8 protein-coding genes and 1 tRNA gene are annotated in these 13,715 nt (G+C 41.4%); 4 read left to right on the top strand and 5 right to left on the bottom strand.

Features of this window, described 5'->3' with window-relative positions:
* Nucleotides 1-11: 11 nt before the first annotated feature.
* The 3 genes from ileS to K1X56_04955 all read left to right on the top strand — a co-directional run bounded on the left by ileS (nucleotide 12) and on the right by K1X56_04955 (nucleotide 5,303).
* Nucleotides 12-3,494: an isoleucine--tRNA ligase gene (gene ileS / locus K1X56_04965; protein MBX7094049.1), complete on the top strand. Its 3,483-nt coding sequence runs from the start codon at nucleotides 12-14 to the stop codon at nucleotides 3,492-3,494.
* Between the two features lie 752 nt (nucleotides 3,495-4,246).
* Nucleotides 4,247-4,591 (top strand): TraR/DksA C4-type zinc finger protein, encoded by a 345-nt coding sequence (locus K1X56_04960; protein ID MBX7094048.1) that lies wholly within the window; start codon nucleotides 4,247-4,249, stop codon nucleotides 4,589-4,591.
* A gap of 16 nt (nucleotides 4,592-4,607) precedes the next feature.
* Nucleotides 4,608-5,303: a lipoprotein signal peptidase gene (locus tag K1X56_04955; protein MBX7094047.1), complete on the top strand. Its 696-nt coding sequence runs from the start codon at nucleotides 4,608-4,610 to the stop codon at nucleotides 5,301-5,303.
* Here K1X56_04955 and K1X56_04950 read toward each other — a convergent pair.
* Entirely contained in the window at nucleotides 5,287-5,937 is a 651-nt protein-coding gene (locus K1X56_04950; protein MBX7094046.1) for a hypothetical protein, read from the bottom strand. The two genes, K1X56_04955 and K1X56_04950, sit on opposite strands and share 17 nt — an antisense overlap.
* 112 nt (nucleotides 5,938-6,049) lie before the next feature.
* On the opposite strand from K1X56_04950, the gene K1X56_04945 reads away from it, so the two are divergent.
* Nucleotides 6,050-8,479 carry a TonB-dependent receptor gene (locus tag K1X56_04945; GenBank protein ID MBX7094045.1) on the top strand — a complete coding sequence of 810 codons (2,430 nt, stop codon included), beginning with the start codon at nucleotides 6,050-6,052 and terminating at the stop codon, nucleotides 8,477-8,479.
* On the opposite strand, the gene K1X56_04940 is transcribed toward K1X56_04945, so the two are convergent.
* From K1X56_04940 to K1X56_04925, 4 genes are all read right to left on the bottom strand, one after another.
* Nucleotides 8,476-10,002 carry a GH3 auxin-responsive promoter family protein gene (locus tag K1X56_04940; GenBank protein MBX7094044.1) on the bottom strand — a complete coding sequence of 509 codons (1,527 nt, stop codon included), beginning with the start codon at nucleotides 10,000-10,002 and terminating at the stop codon, nucleotides 8,476-8,478. The genes K1X56_04945 and K1X56_04940 overlap by 4 nt on opposite strands.
* A gap of 53 nt (nucleotides 10,003-10,055) precedes the next feature.
* The gene (locus K1X56_04935; GenBank protein MBX7094043.1) at nucleotides 10,056-12,884 is read right to left on the bottom strand and encodes a serine hydrolase; all 2,829 of its coding nucleotides are present in this window, start codon (nucleotides 12,882-12,884) and stop codon (nucleotides 10,056-10,058) included.
* A gap of 29 nt (nucleotides 12,885-12,913) precedes the next feature.
* Nucleotides 12,914-13,354, bottom strand: coding sequence for a hypothetical protein (locus K1X56_04930; GenBank protein MBX7094042.1), 441 nt, complete (start codon nucleotides 13,352-13,354; stop codon nucleotides 12,914-12,916).
* A gap of 145 nt (nucleotides 13,355-13,499) precedes the next feature.
* Nucleotides 13,500-13,573, bottom strand: a tRNA-Gln gene (locus K1X56_04925).
* Nucleotides 13,574-13,715: the final 142 nt, after the last annotated feature.

Raw genomic sequence — 13,715 nt, 5'->3', positions numbered from 1 at the left:
AATTCAAGGCGATGTCAGCGAATTACCGTAGTTATGAAACCTTAAATCTTCCTTCCGTAGCAGAAGAAATTCTCGCTTATTGGGAAAAGAACAAGGTGTTTGAGCGTTCCGTAAGCACACGTGAAGGAAAAACTCCTTATGTGTTTTATGAAGGTCCCCCTTCTGCCAACGGTATGCCCGGAATTCACCATGTGATGGCCAGAACCATTAAGGATATTTTTTGTCGCTATAAAACCCTAAAAGGATATCAGGTAAAACGCAAAGCCGGTTGGGATACGCACGGACTCCCGATTGAATTGGGAGTGGAGAAGGAATTAGGAATCACCAAAGAAGATATCGGAAAAAAAATCACCATCGAAGAATACAACAGCGCTTGCCGTAAAGCAGTGATGAAATATACCGATGTGTGGAACGACCTTACATCCAAAATGGGTTATTGGGTGGACATGGATCATCCCTATGTTACTTACGAAAACAAATACATTGAAAGCGTTTGGTGGTTATTGGGCGATTTGTACAAAAAAGGATTGCTTTACAAAGGATACACCATTCAACCCTATTCGCCGGCTGCTGGTACTGGATTATCCTCACATGAGTTAAATCAGCCCGGCTGCTATCGTAATGTGAAAGACAATACAGCGGTGGTGATGTTTTCAGTGAAAAGTGATTCACTTGCAAAATTATTCAGCGCATTTCAATCTGAACAAAAAGAAGAGGCTTCTATTTTAGCATGGACCACAACACCATGGACCTTATCTTCCAATACTGCATTAGCTGTTGGGAAAGATATTGAGTATGTTTTGGTGGAGAGTTTCAATCAATATTCGCATCAACCTGTTCGTGTTGTTTTGGCAGCCGATTTACTGAGTAAACATTTCAATGAAAAGGCAAAGGAAATCGCCTTATCGGAGTATAAACCGGGAGATAAATTAATTCCTTACAAGGTACTTGGAAAATGTAAAGGTTCTGATTTAGTCGGAATTCACTATCATCAGTTATTGCCTTATGCTTTGCCATGCGAAAATCCGGATCAGGCATTTCGTGTAATAGCCGGAGATTTTGTTACTACTTCTGATGGTACCGGAATCGTACATATAGCGCCAACGTTCGGTGCCGACGATATGCGTGTAGCGCGTGAAGCGGGTGTTCCTCCCATGCTGGTGATGAATGAGCAAGGGAAAGCCGTTCCATTGGTAGATCTGCGCGGAAAATTCAGACCGGAGATGCAGGATGATCAATTCGGATTTGCCGGTGAATTTGTAAAAGAAGATTATCTCAACGAAAAAGAAAAAGCGGAAGAACTGGCGAAGCAAAAAGAATTGCTCAAGGGAATTATTGCCGATACTTCCAAACTCAGTTACCTGAGTGTTGATGAACGATTGATCTTGAAATTACAGAACGAAGGAAAATTATTTAAAAAGGAAAAGTACGAACACAATTATCCGCATTGCTGGAGAACCGATAAGCCGGTGCTTTATTATCCGCTCGATTCCTGGTTTGTGAGAGCCACAGCGGTAAAGGATAGAATGATTGCACTCAATAAAACCATCAACTGGAAACCGGAACATACAGGAACCGGAAGATTCGGTGAGTGGTTAAATAATCTTAACGACTGGAATCTTTCCCGTTCGCGTTACTGGGGAATTCCTCTCCCAATCTGGAGAAGTGAAGATGGAGAAGAAAAATGCATTTCTTCGGTAGAAGAATTAAAAGCAGAGGTAGATCAGGCTGTGGCAAAAGGATGGATGAAAACGAATCCTTTCGCAGATTTTGTCCCCGGAAATATGTCGGAAGAAAATTATCATTCCTTCGATTTGCATCGCCCGTATGCCGATGATATTATTCTTGTTTCTTCAAAGGGACAAGCCATGAAACGCGAAAGCGACCTCATTGATGTGTGGTTCGATTCAGGAGCTATGCCTTATGCGCAATTGCATTACCCTTTCGAAAACAAGGAGCTTATCGATAATAAGAAATATTATCCGGCCGATTTCATTGCGGAAGGTGTCGACCAAACCCGTGGTTGGTTTTATACCCTTCATGCTATTGCTACTCTTTGTTTCGATTCAGTAGCTTATAAAAATGTTGTATCAAACGGACTCGTTCTGGATAAAAACGGACAAAAAATGTCGAAGCGTTTAGGGAATGCGGTCGATCCTTTTGATACCTTGAAAAAATACGGTCCGGATGCTACACGTTGGTATATGATTACCAATGCTGCTCCATGGGAAAATTTGAAATTCGACCTGGAAGGAATCACAGAAACACAACGAAAATATTTCCGTGCCCTTCATAATACCTATGCATTTTTTGCTTTGTACGCGAATGTTGACGGATTTGCTTTTGCGGAAAAAGAAATTCCTCTAAGTGAACGTCCGGAAATTGATCGCTGGATTTTATCGCGATTAAACTCGTTGATCAAATCGGTAGATAACAGTTTAAATGAATACGAACCAACCAAAGCAGGTCGCGATATTGAGGAGTTTGTGCTCGATCATTTAAGCAATTGGTATGTGCGCTTGTGCCGTCGACGTTTTTGGAAGGGAGAATATTCTCAGGATAAAATCGCTGCTTATCAAACTTTGTATACCTGCCTCGAAACTGTTGCATTGCTTTCTTCTTCCATCGCGCCGTTTTACAGCGACCGATTGTTTTTGGATTTAAATGCGGTGAGTGGTCGACATAAAGTAGACTCTGTTCACCTGGCTGATTTTCCAACCGTAGATGAAAAGGCTATTGATATTTATCTCGAGGAAAAAATGACGCTGGCTCAAAAGGTAAGCTCCATGGTGTTGGCTCTTCGTAAAAAGAACGACATCAAAGTCCGTCAGCCTCTGGGAAGAATTATGGTCCCCGTGCTCGATCCAAAAATGGGAGAACAACTGAAGTCGGTAGAAGAATTGATTTTATCGGAAGTGAATGTTAAAGAGCTGCAGTACCTCGACGATAGTTCCAATGTGCTGGTAAAAAGCATAAAACCGAATTTTAAAACGCTGGGTAAAAAGTACGGCAAGCACATGAAGGCCATCTCCGCAAAAGTGGCTTCGTTTGGTGCCGAAGAAATTGCTTCCATCGAACGTTCCGGAAATTATTCCTTTGAAAACGATGGAGAAAACATCCTGCTGGAACGTGAAGATGTTGAAATTCAATCGCAAGATATTCCGGGCTGGTTAGTGGCCTCAGAAGGCGCGGTTACCGTGGCGCTGGATGTTACAATAAGCGACGAATTAAAACAGGAAGGTCTTGCAAGAGAGGTAGTTAACAGGATCCAAAACCTGCGTAAGGACAAGGGTCTCGAGCTTACCGATAAAATCGTGCTCGAAATTCAGCGTCACGATGCAATCAATGATGCTATCAATAACAATTTAAGTTATATTTGCTCGGAAACATTGGCCACCCGTCTCGAACTCGTTGATTCGGTGAATGGTAACGGAGTTGAGGTGGAGGTCGATGACCATATTAAAACACGTATAGCACTAGAAAAAGCCCATTAAACCAGATAGTTATGGCGGCAAAAAAGAAACCTGCGCCTAAGGCAGCAAAGAAACCCGTTAAAAAGGCAGCTCCTGCGAAAAAGGCGGCACCTGCTAAAAAAGCAGCTCCGGCTAAGAAAGCACCTGCTAAAAAAGCGGCTCCGGCTAAAAAGGCGGCACCTGCAAAAAAGGCTCCGGCTAAAAAAGCGGCACCGGCTAAAAAAGCGGCTCCGGTAAAAAAGGCGGCACCTGTAAAGAAATCAGCTCCAGCTAAAAAGGCGGCACCTGCTAAAAAAGCAGCTCCGGCTAAAAAAGCGGCACCTATAAAAAAAGCAGCACCAGCGAAAAAACCGGTTGCTCCCGTTAAAAAGGCAGCAGCTCCGGTAAAAAAAGCAGCGCCTGCTCCGGTTAAAAAAGAAGTTCCGGCTAAAAAACCTGCTCCTGCTCCTGTTAAACCTGTAGCAAAAAAGGAGGCCGCTCCCGTTAAAAAAGAAGTTCCTGCGAAAAAGGTAACTACTCCTGCAAAAGTGGTTGAAACGAAAGTTGAAAAACCTGTTGCTAAGACTGAGGCCGAGCCAAAGAAAATGGCTGAACCGGTACGTAAGCCAGTTCCTAAAGTGGAGAAAAAAATTGAAGTCACCCCAACAGGCGAATCAGTTATGACTGTTGGTCACAATATTTCTATTCCTGTTTACACCAAAAAACCTGTCGTAGTAGAGAAGCCAAAGAAGCCGCAAGAAGTCGACACCAGAACCCGTTATTCCGATGCAGAATTGCAGGAGTTCCGCGAAATTATTCTGAAGAAATTAGATGAAGCAAAACGTGACCTCGAATTACTGAAAGGTTCACTAAGCCATAATGATGATCATGGTACAGACGATACCTCTCCTACCTTTAAAATGATGGAAGATGGTTCTGAAACGTTATCCAGAGAAGAAACAGCTCAGTTGGCGGGTCGCCAGGAAAAGTTTATCTCTGCGCTTGAAAGTGCCCTGGTACGCATCGAGAATAAGACTTATGGAATTTGTCGTGTAACCGGTAAACTAATCAATAAAGATCGTTTACGTCTGGTGCCCCACACTACACTTTCTATTGAGGCTAAGAATTTGCAGAACTAATTTTTAAGTTCTCACCTTGAAATCACGGACTGCTCTCGCATTTCTGACGATTCTATTTGTCTTGTTTTTGGACCAATGGCTCAAAATATGGGTAAAAACTCATATGGTGCTGGGCGATTCCATTACCATTACCGATTGGTTCCAGATTTATTTTACCGAAAACAAGGGAATGGCCTTCGGAATGGAAATCGGAGGAAAGGGAACGTATTGGGGAAAATTATTTTTATCCCTGTTTCGGGTTGTTGCCTGTGTTTTATTGGGAATTTATATCTACCGTTTAATTCAGCGCAAAGATCGGCCACTGCTTATTTTTAGCATCGCCATGGTATGGGCAGGGGCTTTCGGTAATATTATTGATTCACTTTTCTACGGATTATTATTTAGCGATAGCTATCACACGGTGGCCACATTTATGCCGGAAGATGGTGGATATGCAGGGTTTTTACACGGACATGTTGTGGACATGCTTTACTTCCCGCTGATCGAAGGAACCTTTCCGGACTGGCTGCCGGTTTGGGGTGGACAACCATTCATTTTCTTCCGTCCAATTTTTAATCTTGCCGACGCTGCAATTTCAATTGGAGTAATCCTGTTGATCATTAAACAAAAAACATTTTTCGGACAAAAAAGTAAGGTGGACGAAAATGTTGCAGAAGAAGTTGTTACTCCGGAAGAACCGGAAAATCCGGCGCCGGTTATTTCGAACGATTAATGCTTACCGGAATGTTTCGCTCTGCACAGAGTGATTCTAGCGCATTAAAAAACGATTCTGTGTTTTCTTTTACAGGCAAAAAACGATAAGTGGATTTCACTTCGTGTTCTCCGTAATGAAATAATAATTCATCGTATTTGCTTTCTATCGATTTTAATCCGCCGAAGGGAATAAGAATGAATCCGCCATTATTAATAATCAGCGCATTTTTATTTAGTCCCAGCGCAAAAAGTTTCATACTGCGCGATACAAACCAAAACACAAGTTTTTCAAGACCCGAAATACATAAAAGCACGCCAATTTTTTCAGTGTCGGGATAGGCAATAAACAGGAATGGTCCGAATACAAAAGCAAAAATAATTCCCATTATAAACGTCATATTACTCCATCGCAATGCATCCTTGCCCAATGGAGAAACAAAATGGAAATGTTGGTTTTGGGGACGTAAAAAAATCAGCAAGGACGAATAGCGGTCCACCGCATTGATTACATAAGCAATCAGCGAAAGAAAAAATGTAATGGTGAAAAACAGAGCGGTCCACTTATATGCATCTCCTGAAAACCAAAGAAATAATCCATAGGCAATGGCCGGTATCAGAGCCAGGTAATAAATGATATTGCTCAATCTTTTCATGCAACTAAATTAAGACAGATTTCTATTCAAATTGAACTTGCGCAAATCTATTCTGCGGTTTTGTTATAGCTGGCAGATTTTTTTTAATATTAGGTCACATTAAAGCATTGCAATGAAAATTCTGAATCCACTGGTTATTCTTTTTGTTTTGTGCTGTAGTTCGCCGGTCCTTGCTCAGATTACTCAGACGTTCAGAGGGAAAGTGGTAGACAAAGAAACGCAATCGCCATTACCCGGAGCTAATGTTCGTTTTTCCGATGATTCCCTTCATCACTATGGTGCCTCTACAGATGGCGAAGGTAATTTTAGTATCTCAGGAATTCCGGTTGGTAAACACACGGCTGTAATTTCGTTTATCGGCTATTCTGAACGTGTTATTGATCTTACGTTAAGCTCAGGTAAAGAAACAGTAATGCAAATTGAATTGGAAGAGTCTTCTACGATTATAACGGAAATTGAAGTTGTAGCATCACAACGTGGTGAAGTGAACAATGAAATGTCGCTGGTAAGTACTCGTTCTTTTGATGTTTCCGAAACGGAACGATATGCCGGTTCTAGAGGAGACCCTGCCCGGATGGCTTCGAATTTTGCTGGAGTACAGGGAGCAGATGATTCGCGCAACGATATTGTAGTTAGAGGAAATTCTCCACTTGGTGTTTTGTATAAAATGGAAGGCTTCGATTTGCCTAATCCGAATCACTTTGCCATTGCAGGATCAGCGGGCGGACCCGTCTCTATTTTAAACAATAAAGTGTTATCCAATTCCGATTTTTTCACTTCTGCATTCCCTGCTGAATACGGAAATTCTACCTCTGCCGTTTTCGATTTAAAAATGCGGCCGGGAAATAATAACAAGCATGAGTTTTCCGGACAATTCGGGTTTTTAGGAACTGAACTTGCAGCAGAGGGACCCATCAACAAAGCGAAAGGATCTTCCTATCTGGCGGTGTATCGATATTCAACATTAAGCTTGTTTAAAACACTGGGAATTTCATTGGGAACAGATGCTGTACCGCAGTATCAGGACGGTGCATTCAAATTAAATTTCCCGACAAAGAAGGCCGGTAATTTTTCGGTGTTTGCCATTGGAGGAAAATCGGAAATCAACATTATGATTTCTGAACAGAAAAAACCGAAATCAGATTTTTACGGCGAAGACGATCGCGATCAGCATTTCCGAACACAAATGGGAATGGCAGGTGTTTCCTACACTAAAACCATTGGAGGAAAAACATTTATGCGCACCGGTCTTGCCATGGCACACAAACGAAATGCGGCAGAACATGAATATGTAATTCGTCACGTGGACAGCACTCAAAATTTATGGGTACTGGATTCAACATTTAGTGTTTTGCAATATCGCTTTAGAACCAATCGCTTCACTTACATGATATCGTTCAACACGAAAATCAGCAAAAATCATGTTATTAAATATGGCATAAACGCCAATGTATTACGCTTCGATATGAAAGACTCTGCCGTAAGTTTTACGGATACTTCCTGGCATAACCGCTGGGATTATTTGGGAACCGGATTTTTAGGTCAGGCTTACGTACAATGGAAATGGAAACCCAATGAAAAATTATCGATGTCGGCCGGAATCCATTCACAATTTTTTAGCGTGAGCAATAGTTTCTCTCCCCTGGAACCGCGATTTGGAATTCGTTATGCTATCGATAATAAAAAATCATTGCATTTCGGAACTGGACTTCATTCTCAAACGCAACCTTACTACACGTATTTTTATCATCTCTACAACAATGATGGCACTAACAAATCGCCGCATAATCTGGGGATGGATTTTACAAAAAGTCTGCATACCGTAGCAGGCTATGATCATTCCTTTAACGCCACTACCAAACTGCGTGTTGAAGGTTATTATCAATACCTCTACCATATTCCCGTTGAGAAAAATGCATCGCCCTTTTCATTGACCAATATGGGCTCAGGATTTGTCCGTTTTTTCCCCGACACCCTGGTGAACAAAGGCACGGCAAGGAATTATGGATTAGAATTAACGCTGGAGAAATTCTTTAATAAAAGTTTTTTCTTTTTAGCAACGGCATCGGTGTTTGATGCTAAATATAAAGGAAGCGACGACACCTTGCGCAATACTGATTTTAACACGCGTTATGCTGCAAATTTTCTTTTCGGAAAAGAATTTAAAACCGGAAAAAAAACAACGCTCGGAATCGGAACAAAATTTACAACAGCCGGCGGCAGATGGCATGGATTTGTAGATTCATTGGCATCGGCAACAAAAAATGAATTGGTATTTAAAAATTCAGGATACAACACCGTTCAATTTAAACCATACTACCGACTCGATTTCAAGATCAATTTTAAAATCAACGCAAAGAAAACCACGCATGAATTTGCGCTTGATCTCGTAAATGTTTTAGGGATACAGAATATTCTGAATTTGACCTGGAATCCGAATAATGGTGCAGTTCCTGCCGATAAATACGGAACGCCGCAATACACCAGTTATAATTATCAACTCGGATTTTTGCCGCTGTTCTATTATCGGATCGATTTTTAATGCTTGCTTAAAAACTGTTTCCAGTCTTCGTACTGAGAATTTTTTATCACACGGGGGAATTTATTTTGTCCGCCTATTTTCCCTTTCGATTCGAGGTAAGCGTAAAATTTTGCAATGGGTACTTGCTCCACTATAAGATCTTTGAGCGCGTGTTTCCGTTCTGTGGCATAATCGTCGTTCAGCACACACAATGCTTCATCAAGTTTTTTCTTGAATAATTCGCTATTGATTTCGCGATCCACACCGATGTACCAATGATGCCGGAAACTCCCTTCATAAGGTTCACCAGCAACAGTAAATTCATTTACGCGAACATCCAACTCTTCACTGGCCATCCGAATTCCCATGTTCATATTGTCGACCGATAAATGCTCGCCACAGAGTGATAAGAAATGTTTGGTACGACCGGAAATAATTATTTCAAAGGTTGATTTATCTTTAAAACGAATCGTATCGCCGATTAAATAGCGCCATGCACCACTGCAGGTGGAAATGAGAATGGCATAATCTTTATCTGTTTCCGTTTCTTCCAGAATTAAGATTTTGGCATCCTTTTTCAGATTGCCGTCAACATCGAAATTCTCTTCGGTAAAGGGGACAAACTCATAATAGATCCAGTTGTCAAGAATTAACTGCATTCCCTGTTTGTTTTCTGCAGTTTGTAATGCGAGAAAACCTTCCGAAGCCAGATAGGTATCGAGGTATTGAATTTCTTTTCCTAAATACTTTTTAAACGATTCGCGATAGGGCGTAAAGGCTACTCCTCCATGGATGTACACATTCAGGTTAGGCCAGATTTCATGTATGTTCTTCACCTGGTGATGCGCAAGAATGCGTTCGAACAACATTTGTATCCATGCAGGCACACCACAAATTATTCCAATATCCCACTTGTGGGCCTCTTTCGCCATGGCATCCAGTTTTTCATTCCAGTCGCGAATGGAAGCAATTTTTTTACCGGGTTTATAAAAGCGATCAAACCATTTTGGGATATTACGTTGTAATATACCGCTGAGGTCGCCCTCGTATCCGGTTGGAATGCGTTTCAGGTCGGTTGTGCCTCCCACCATTAACACGCTTTTTTCGTAGAAATCGGGACTGAACTTAAAATCTGGAATGGTGAGCATTTGGCGGACACTGGCTTTCCGAACGGCTTTGATCTGACGTAAACTCACCGGTACACGCTTTGAGGCGGATCCTGAGGTGCCGGAGGTTAAAGCGAAAAATTTCATTTTACCCGGCCAGGTAATGTTTCTTCTTCCTTTTAAAGTGTGCACCCAGAATTCGTTGTACAATTTATCGTAATCGTAAACCGGAACACGTTTGCGAAATTCTTCACGAACGTTATCGCACAGTAAAATATCTTTGAACCCGTATTTTTTTCCGAATCGGGTATTTTTTGCTCTGGAAAGTAATTTGCGCAGCGTCTTATCCTGCAAGCGCTCATCATACTTCACAATCCGTTTCCGGATACGTTTGTTGATCTTGAGCAGTTCCTGAAGTACCGTTCCAACGTAGGCCATAGGGCGCAAAATTAACTAAATATGAACTCGGTAGTTCGACTGTTGAAAATTGGTCAGATTTCAACGGCCTCTTCAGTTGCCAGGCCTAAGGCTTTGTACATCACATTGTGAACACGTTTGGTAGTGCCCAGGCGAATAATGGTTTTATTTTCCGGATCAGGGTGTACGCGGTTGGAGATAAAAACATAGATCAAGTCAATTTCAGGATCCACCCAAACGGCAGTGCCCGTAAAACCGGTGTGACCATACGTTTTTTCTGAAGCATAAGGAGAACAACCATAGGTGTTCCCTTTAATCTGCATATTAAAACCTAAACCTCTGTGCGAGCCGCTTTGTCGGCTGGTAAAAAGTTCAACGGTTTTTTTATCGAGAATTTTTTTCCCGGAATAGCGACCATTTTGCAAAATCATCTCGAACAATACAGCCATGTCGTAGGCATTACTGAACAATCCTGCATTACCCGCTACACCCCCATATAAAGCAGCGGTTGGATCGTGAACGTGACCATGCACCAATTGCCGGCGCCAAAAACGATCTTTTTCCGTTGGAGCAATTTCTTCTTTTGGAATGCCTTTGTTCAGGGGATTAAAACAAGTTCTTTTCATTCCTAATGGAGAATAAAAAACGGAGTCGATGTATTTTTCCCAGCTTTGTTTTTTGCAATAAGGTAGCAACATGCTGTACATGAGATTCATGTTGGCATCGGAATACCGGTAAGGTTTGGAGGGTTCTACCCAGATTTTATTCAGGTCGATCCACAAGGTATCCAAGCAATCATGATCAATGTAAAAACTGTCGGCAACAGCCAAATCAAATTGTTTGCTTTTCTCGTCGCAGAAATAAAGATCGTAGGGACTGGTATCTTCATCAAAACGAAGAAAGCGAATAATATTATGTCCGGCCGGTAGTCCACTGGCGTGAATTAAAATTTGCCGAAAGGTAATGTGTGATAAGGTACTTTTACCCGGTAAATATTTTTGTAAGGTGTCAGGTAAATACCGGTAAAGAGAATCGTCTAAATGGTATTTCTTTTTTTCATAAAAATGCATGGCCATCATAGTGGTTGCTGCAACTTTTGTTACACTGGCCATATCGTAGAGGTCGCTGTTTCTAACTACCTGTTTTTTTTCATAGGTGTGATACCCATAACTCTTGTGATAAATAATTTTTCCCTTGTAAGCGAATAAAACCTGACCACCGGGCAAAGCTTTATTGCGAATGGCTTCTTCCATGATTCCGTCCACCTCTGCAAAACGCCAGTAGTTAACTCCACTTTCTTCCGGATTTGCATAGCGAAGCCGCTCGTGATTTAAGATAATTCCTTGTCCACTTTTATACCCGGGAATTTGATAACACAGTTGTCCGCAAACATCATCCGTCCCACTTAAAGCATCCGCCATGGCCATCTCTGCACTTGCGTTTAACTCATTCATGTGAATTAAATTTCTGGCTGCAGAAAGAGCACTTAATTGTTTTTGATCACCGAAGTGAACGATTAAAAGATGTTTATCGGAGAATAGATTTTTTTTATTTTTTAATTGTTGTATGAGCAACGAGTCATCCATTGCAAGTACCACCATTTTTTTTGTGTTTTTCGATTCCGTTGCCAGCCATTGATCTAGTCCGCTTAAATCTTTTTCATACTTCACTTTTATTTTTCCATAGGAAGAAATGCGTTGAATCATTCGCTCCGTTTTTTTACCGGCGATGAAAAATGCAGGAAAACTTTTTTCTTCAAAAACGAGCGGAAGTACTTCATCTTTCTGATGGAGTAAAACAATTTTCTTTCGCTTCATGAGCTCATTCATCCAGCTTGCTTTCGGGAAATTGAGCTGAGGTTTGTTGCTGAAAAAACTACTGTCGCGGTAATGGTATTTTCGAATCCACGATTTTGCCATTAGTACTTTTCGTGCACGGTTTTTTATTTCTGCAGATGGGATGATTCCCTGTTTTACTAAACCGCGGGTTTTTTCAATTACGCTAAAATGATTTTTCCCGGTAATGAAAATTTCTACTCCATGGTTAAAATAGCTTTTAATCCAATCTTCTTCCGCATTACTTTCTTCCGGAAAACGAGCCATTAATAATCCTTTAAACTCTAATTCCTCCCTGCAAAACTGGTCGATCTTATCTGATGTTTTTCGGCTTTTTATAAGTGCACTATCCAGCTCCATTACCGAAAGTCCACTATCTGCTAACATCCGAAAAGGTTGTAACAAGGTGTCGCGCAATAAGAGACTGTCGTCCGAATTTTCGGGCAGATACCGTAATCTTCCGGCGGAACATAAAACATGATCTTCGGAAATTATTTTTTGCCAATTGTTTAATCGTTTTCCGCTTATGGTATAATCCGTTTTACCGGGATCGGGCAACAGGATCAGATCGCAGCCTAGTTTTTTGTTAAACGAAATAATGGAATCACGAATTTCATTTACCCAATTACTGTCTTTGGATGCAAACAAGTCTTCATCTGCAAATTCCCTTGTGCCGGCCAGGAGATTCGAAAAGGGATCCAGATTGGCTAATAGTAGGGGGACTTTTTGTTGACGGATAATTTTATCGGTGATGCGAATTTGATTTTCGGTATGGTGTCCTTTAAAAAAAACGCCACCGGGCTCCATGTCCGATTTCAAATTAAAACTGTCGGCAGGAATTAAATCCAGCGGAATAATGGGAAAAAAAAGCTGAGCAAGTTGTTGGTCGGGACTCAAAGTTGCCAATACCGAATCTGCCCAATGCGGGTCCACATCAAGAAATGCAGCTTGTAGTTTTTCGGGTTCTGTTTTTTCGGCAGGAACTTTAGCCGGCCAGAGGATATACATCAGCGCAATACTTCCCAGTAGTCCAGCTATTAAAACTAAAAGTATTCTCGATTTTTTCATGCCCGGAGGTCAAATATACTGCTCCTGAATTAATTAAGGTGCAGTGCCGACAACCAGTTATTCGCTTCTTGTTCACTTTCGAATGCGCGCAAGGGAATATTAAACTTGTTAAATGAAACCAGATTTAAAAAAACAGTTTTCCGTGTAATGGTATCCAGCGAAAAAGCAATAGCCACACGAAGTTTGGTCATATCGCTTCCCAATAATGCTGCTTTTGCAGTGGGAGTTATCATTGGAATTCCGCAATTTTTCAAATCGATCAGCAAGGTGCTTTTTTCACCACGGGTGATGCGGTTCATCACGGAGATTAATTCGCGAACCATAGGCAAATCAATCACAGGATTGTGAAAATCGGATAAGCTCCAGGTTAGAATTTTACCGGTATAGTTGAGTCGCCCAAAATCACCCGACACGGAAACCCCTTCCGGAATCCCCATATCTATACGCGATATTTCTTCTGAACCAACCATTTAGAATCTAAATTCGACTTTCCGCAAAAGTAACAAATTAATATTCATACCTGCAATATGTCCACTGGTCGATTCTATTATAAAATTGGTCGAAACCGATTTAGGGGTATAAAAATAAAAAACCCCGGGGTTTATTCCGGGGTTTTGGTTGCCCGAGCTGGATTCGAACCAACACAGTCAGAACCAAAATCTGAAGTCCTGCCATTAGACGATCGGGCAATCGCGGGTGCAAAAGTAAGGAACTTGATGATGTTAGCAAAATTTTTTCACGGATTAAGAAAAATTAAGTGAACAGCGCTTTGGGGTTAATTTACGTTAACGATGAGAGGCAGGGGGATTTATTTTCCTATTTTCGCAACGC

It is taken from the genome of Flavobacteriales bacterium (genome assembly GCA_019694795.1).
In the GTDB taxonomy this organism is placed as follows: domain Bacteria; phylum Bacteroidota; class Bacteroidia; order Flavobacteriales_D; family UBA2798; genus UBA2798.
This window is presented reverse-complemented; position numbering and strand designations above follow the sequence as displayed.

What these genes read in the sequence shown, in the direction of transcription:
- ileS (MBX7094049.1), top strand. Translation starts at nt 12, where the DNA reads ATGTCAGCGAATTACCGTAGTTATGAAACCTTAAATCTTCCTTCCGTA.
- K1X56_04950 (MBX7094046.1), bottom strand. Translation starts at nt 5,937, where the DNA reads ATGAAAAGATTGAGCAATATCATTTATTACCTGGCTCTGATACCGGCC.
- K1X56_04945 (MBX7094045.1), top strand. Translation starts at nt 6,050, where the DNA reads ATGAAAATTCTGAATCCACTGGTTATTCTTTTTGTTTTGTGCTGTAGT.
- K1X56_04940 (MBX7094044.1), bottom strand. Translation starts at nt 10,002, where the DNA reads ATGGCCTACGTTGGAACGGTACTTCAGGAACTGCTCAAGATCAACAAA.
- K1X56_04935 (MBX7094043.1), bottom strand. Translation starts at nt 12,884, where the DNA reads ATGAAAAAATCGAGAATACTTTTAGTTTTAATAGCTGGACTACTGGGA.
- K1X56_04930 (MBX7094042.1), bottom strand. Translation starts at nt 13,354, where the DNA reads ATGGTTGGTTCAGAAGAAATATCGCGTATAGATATGGGGATTCCGGAA.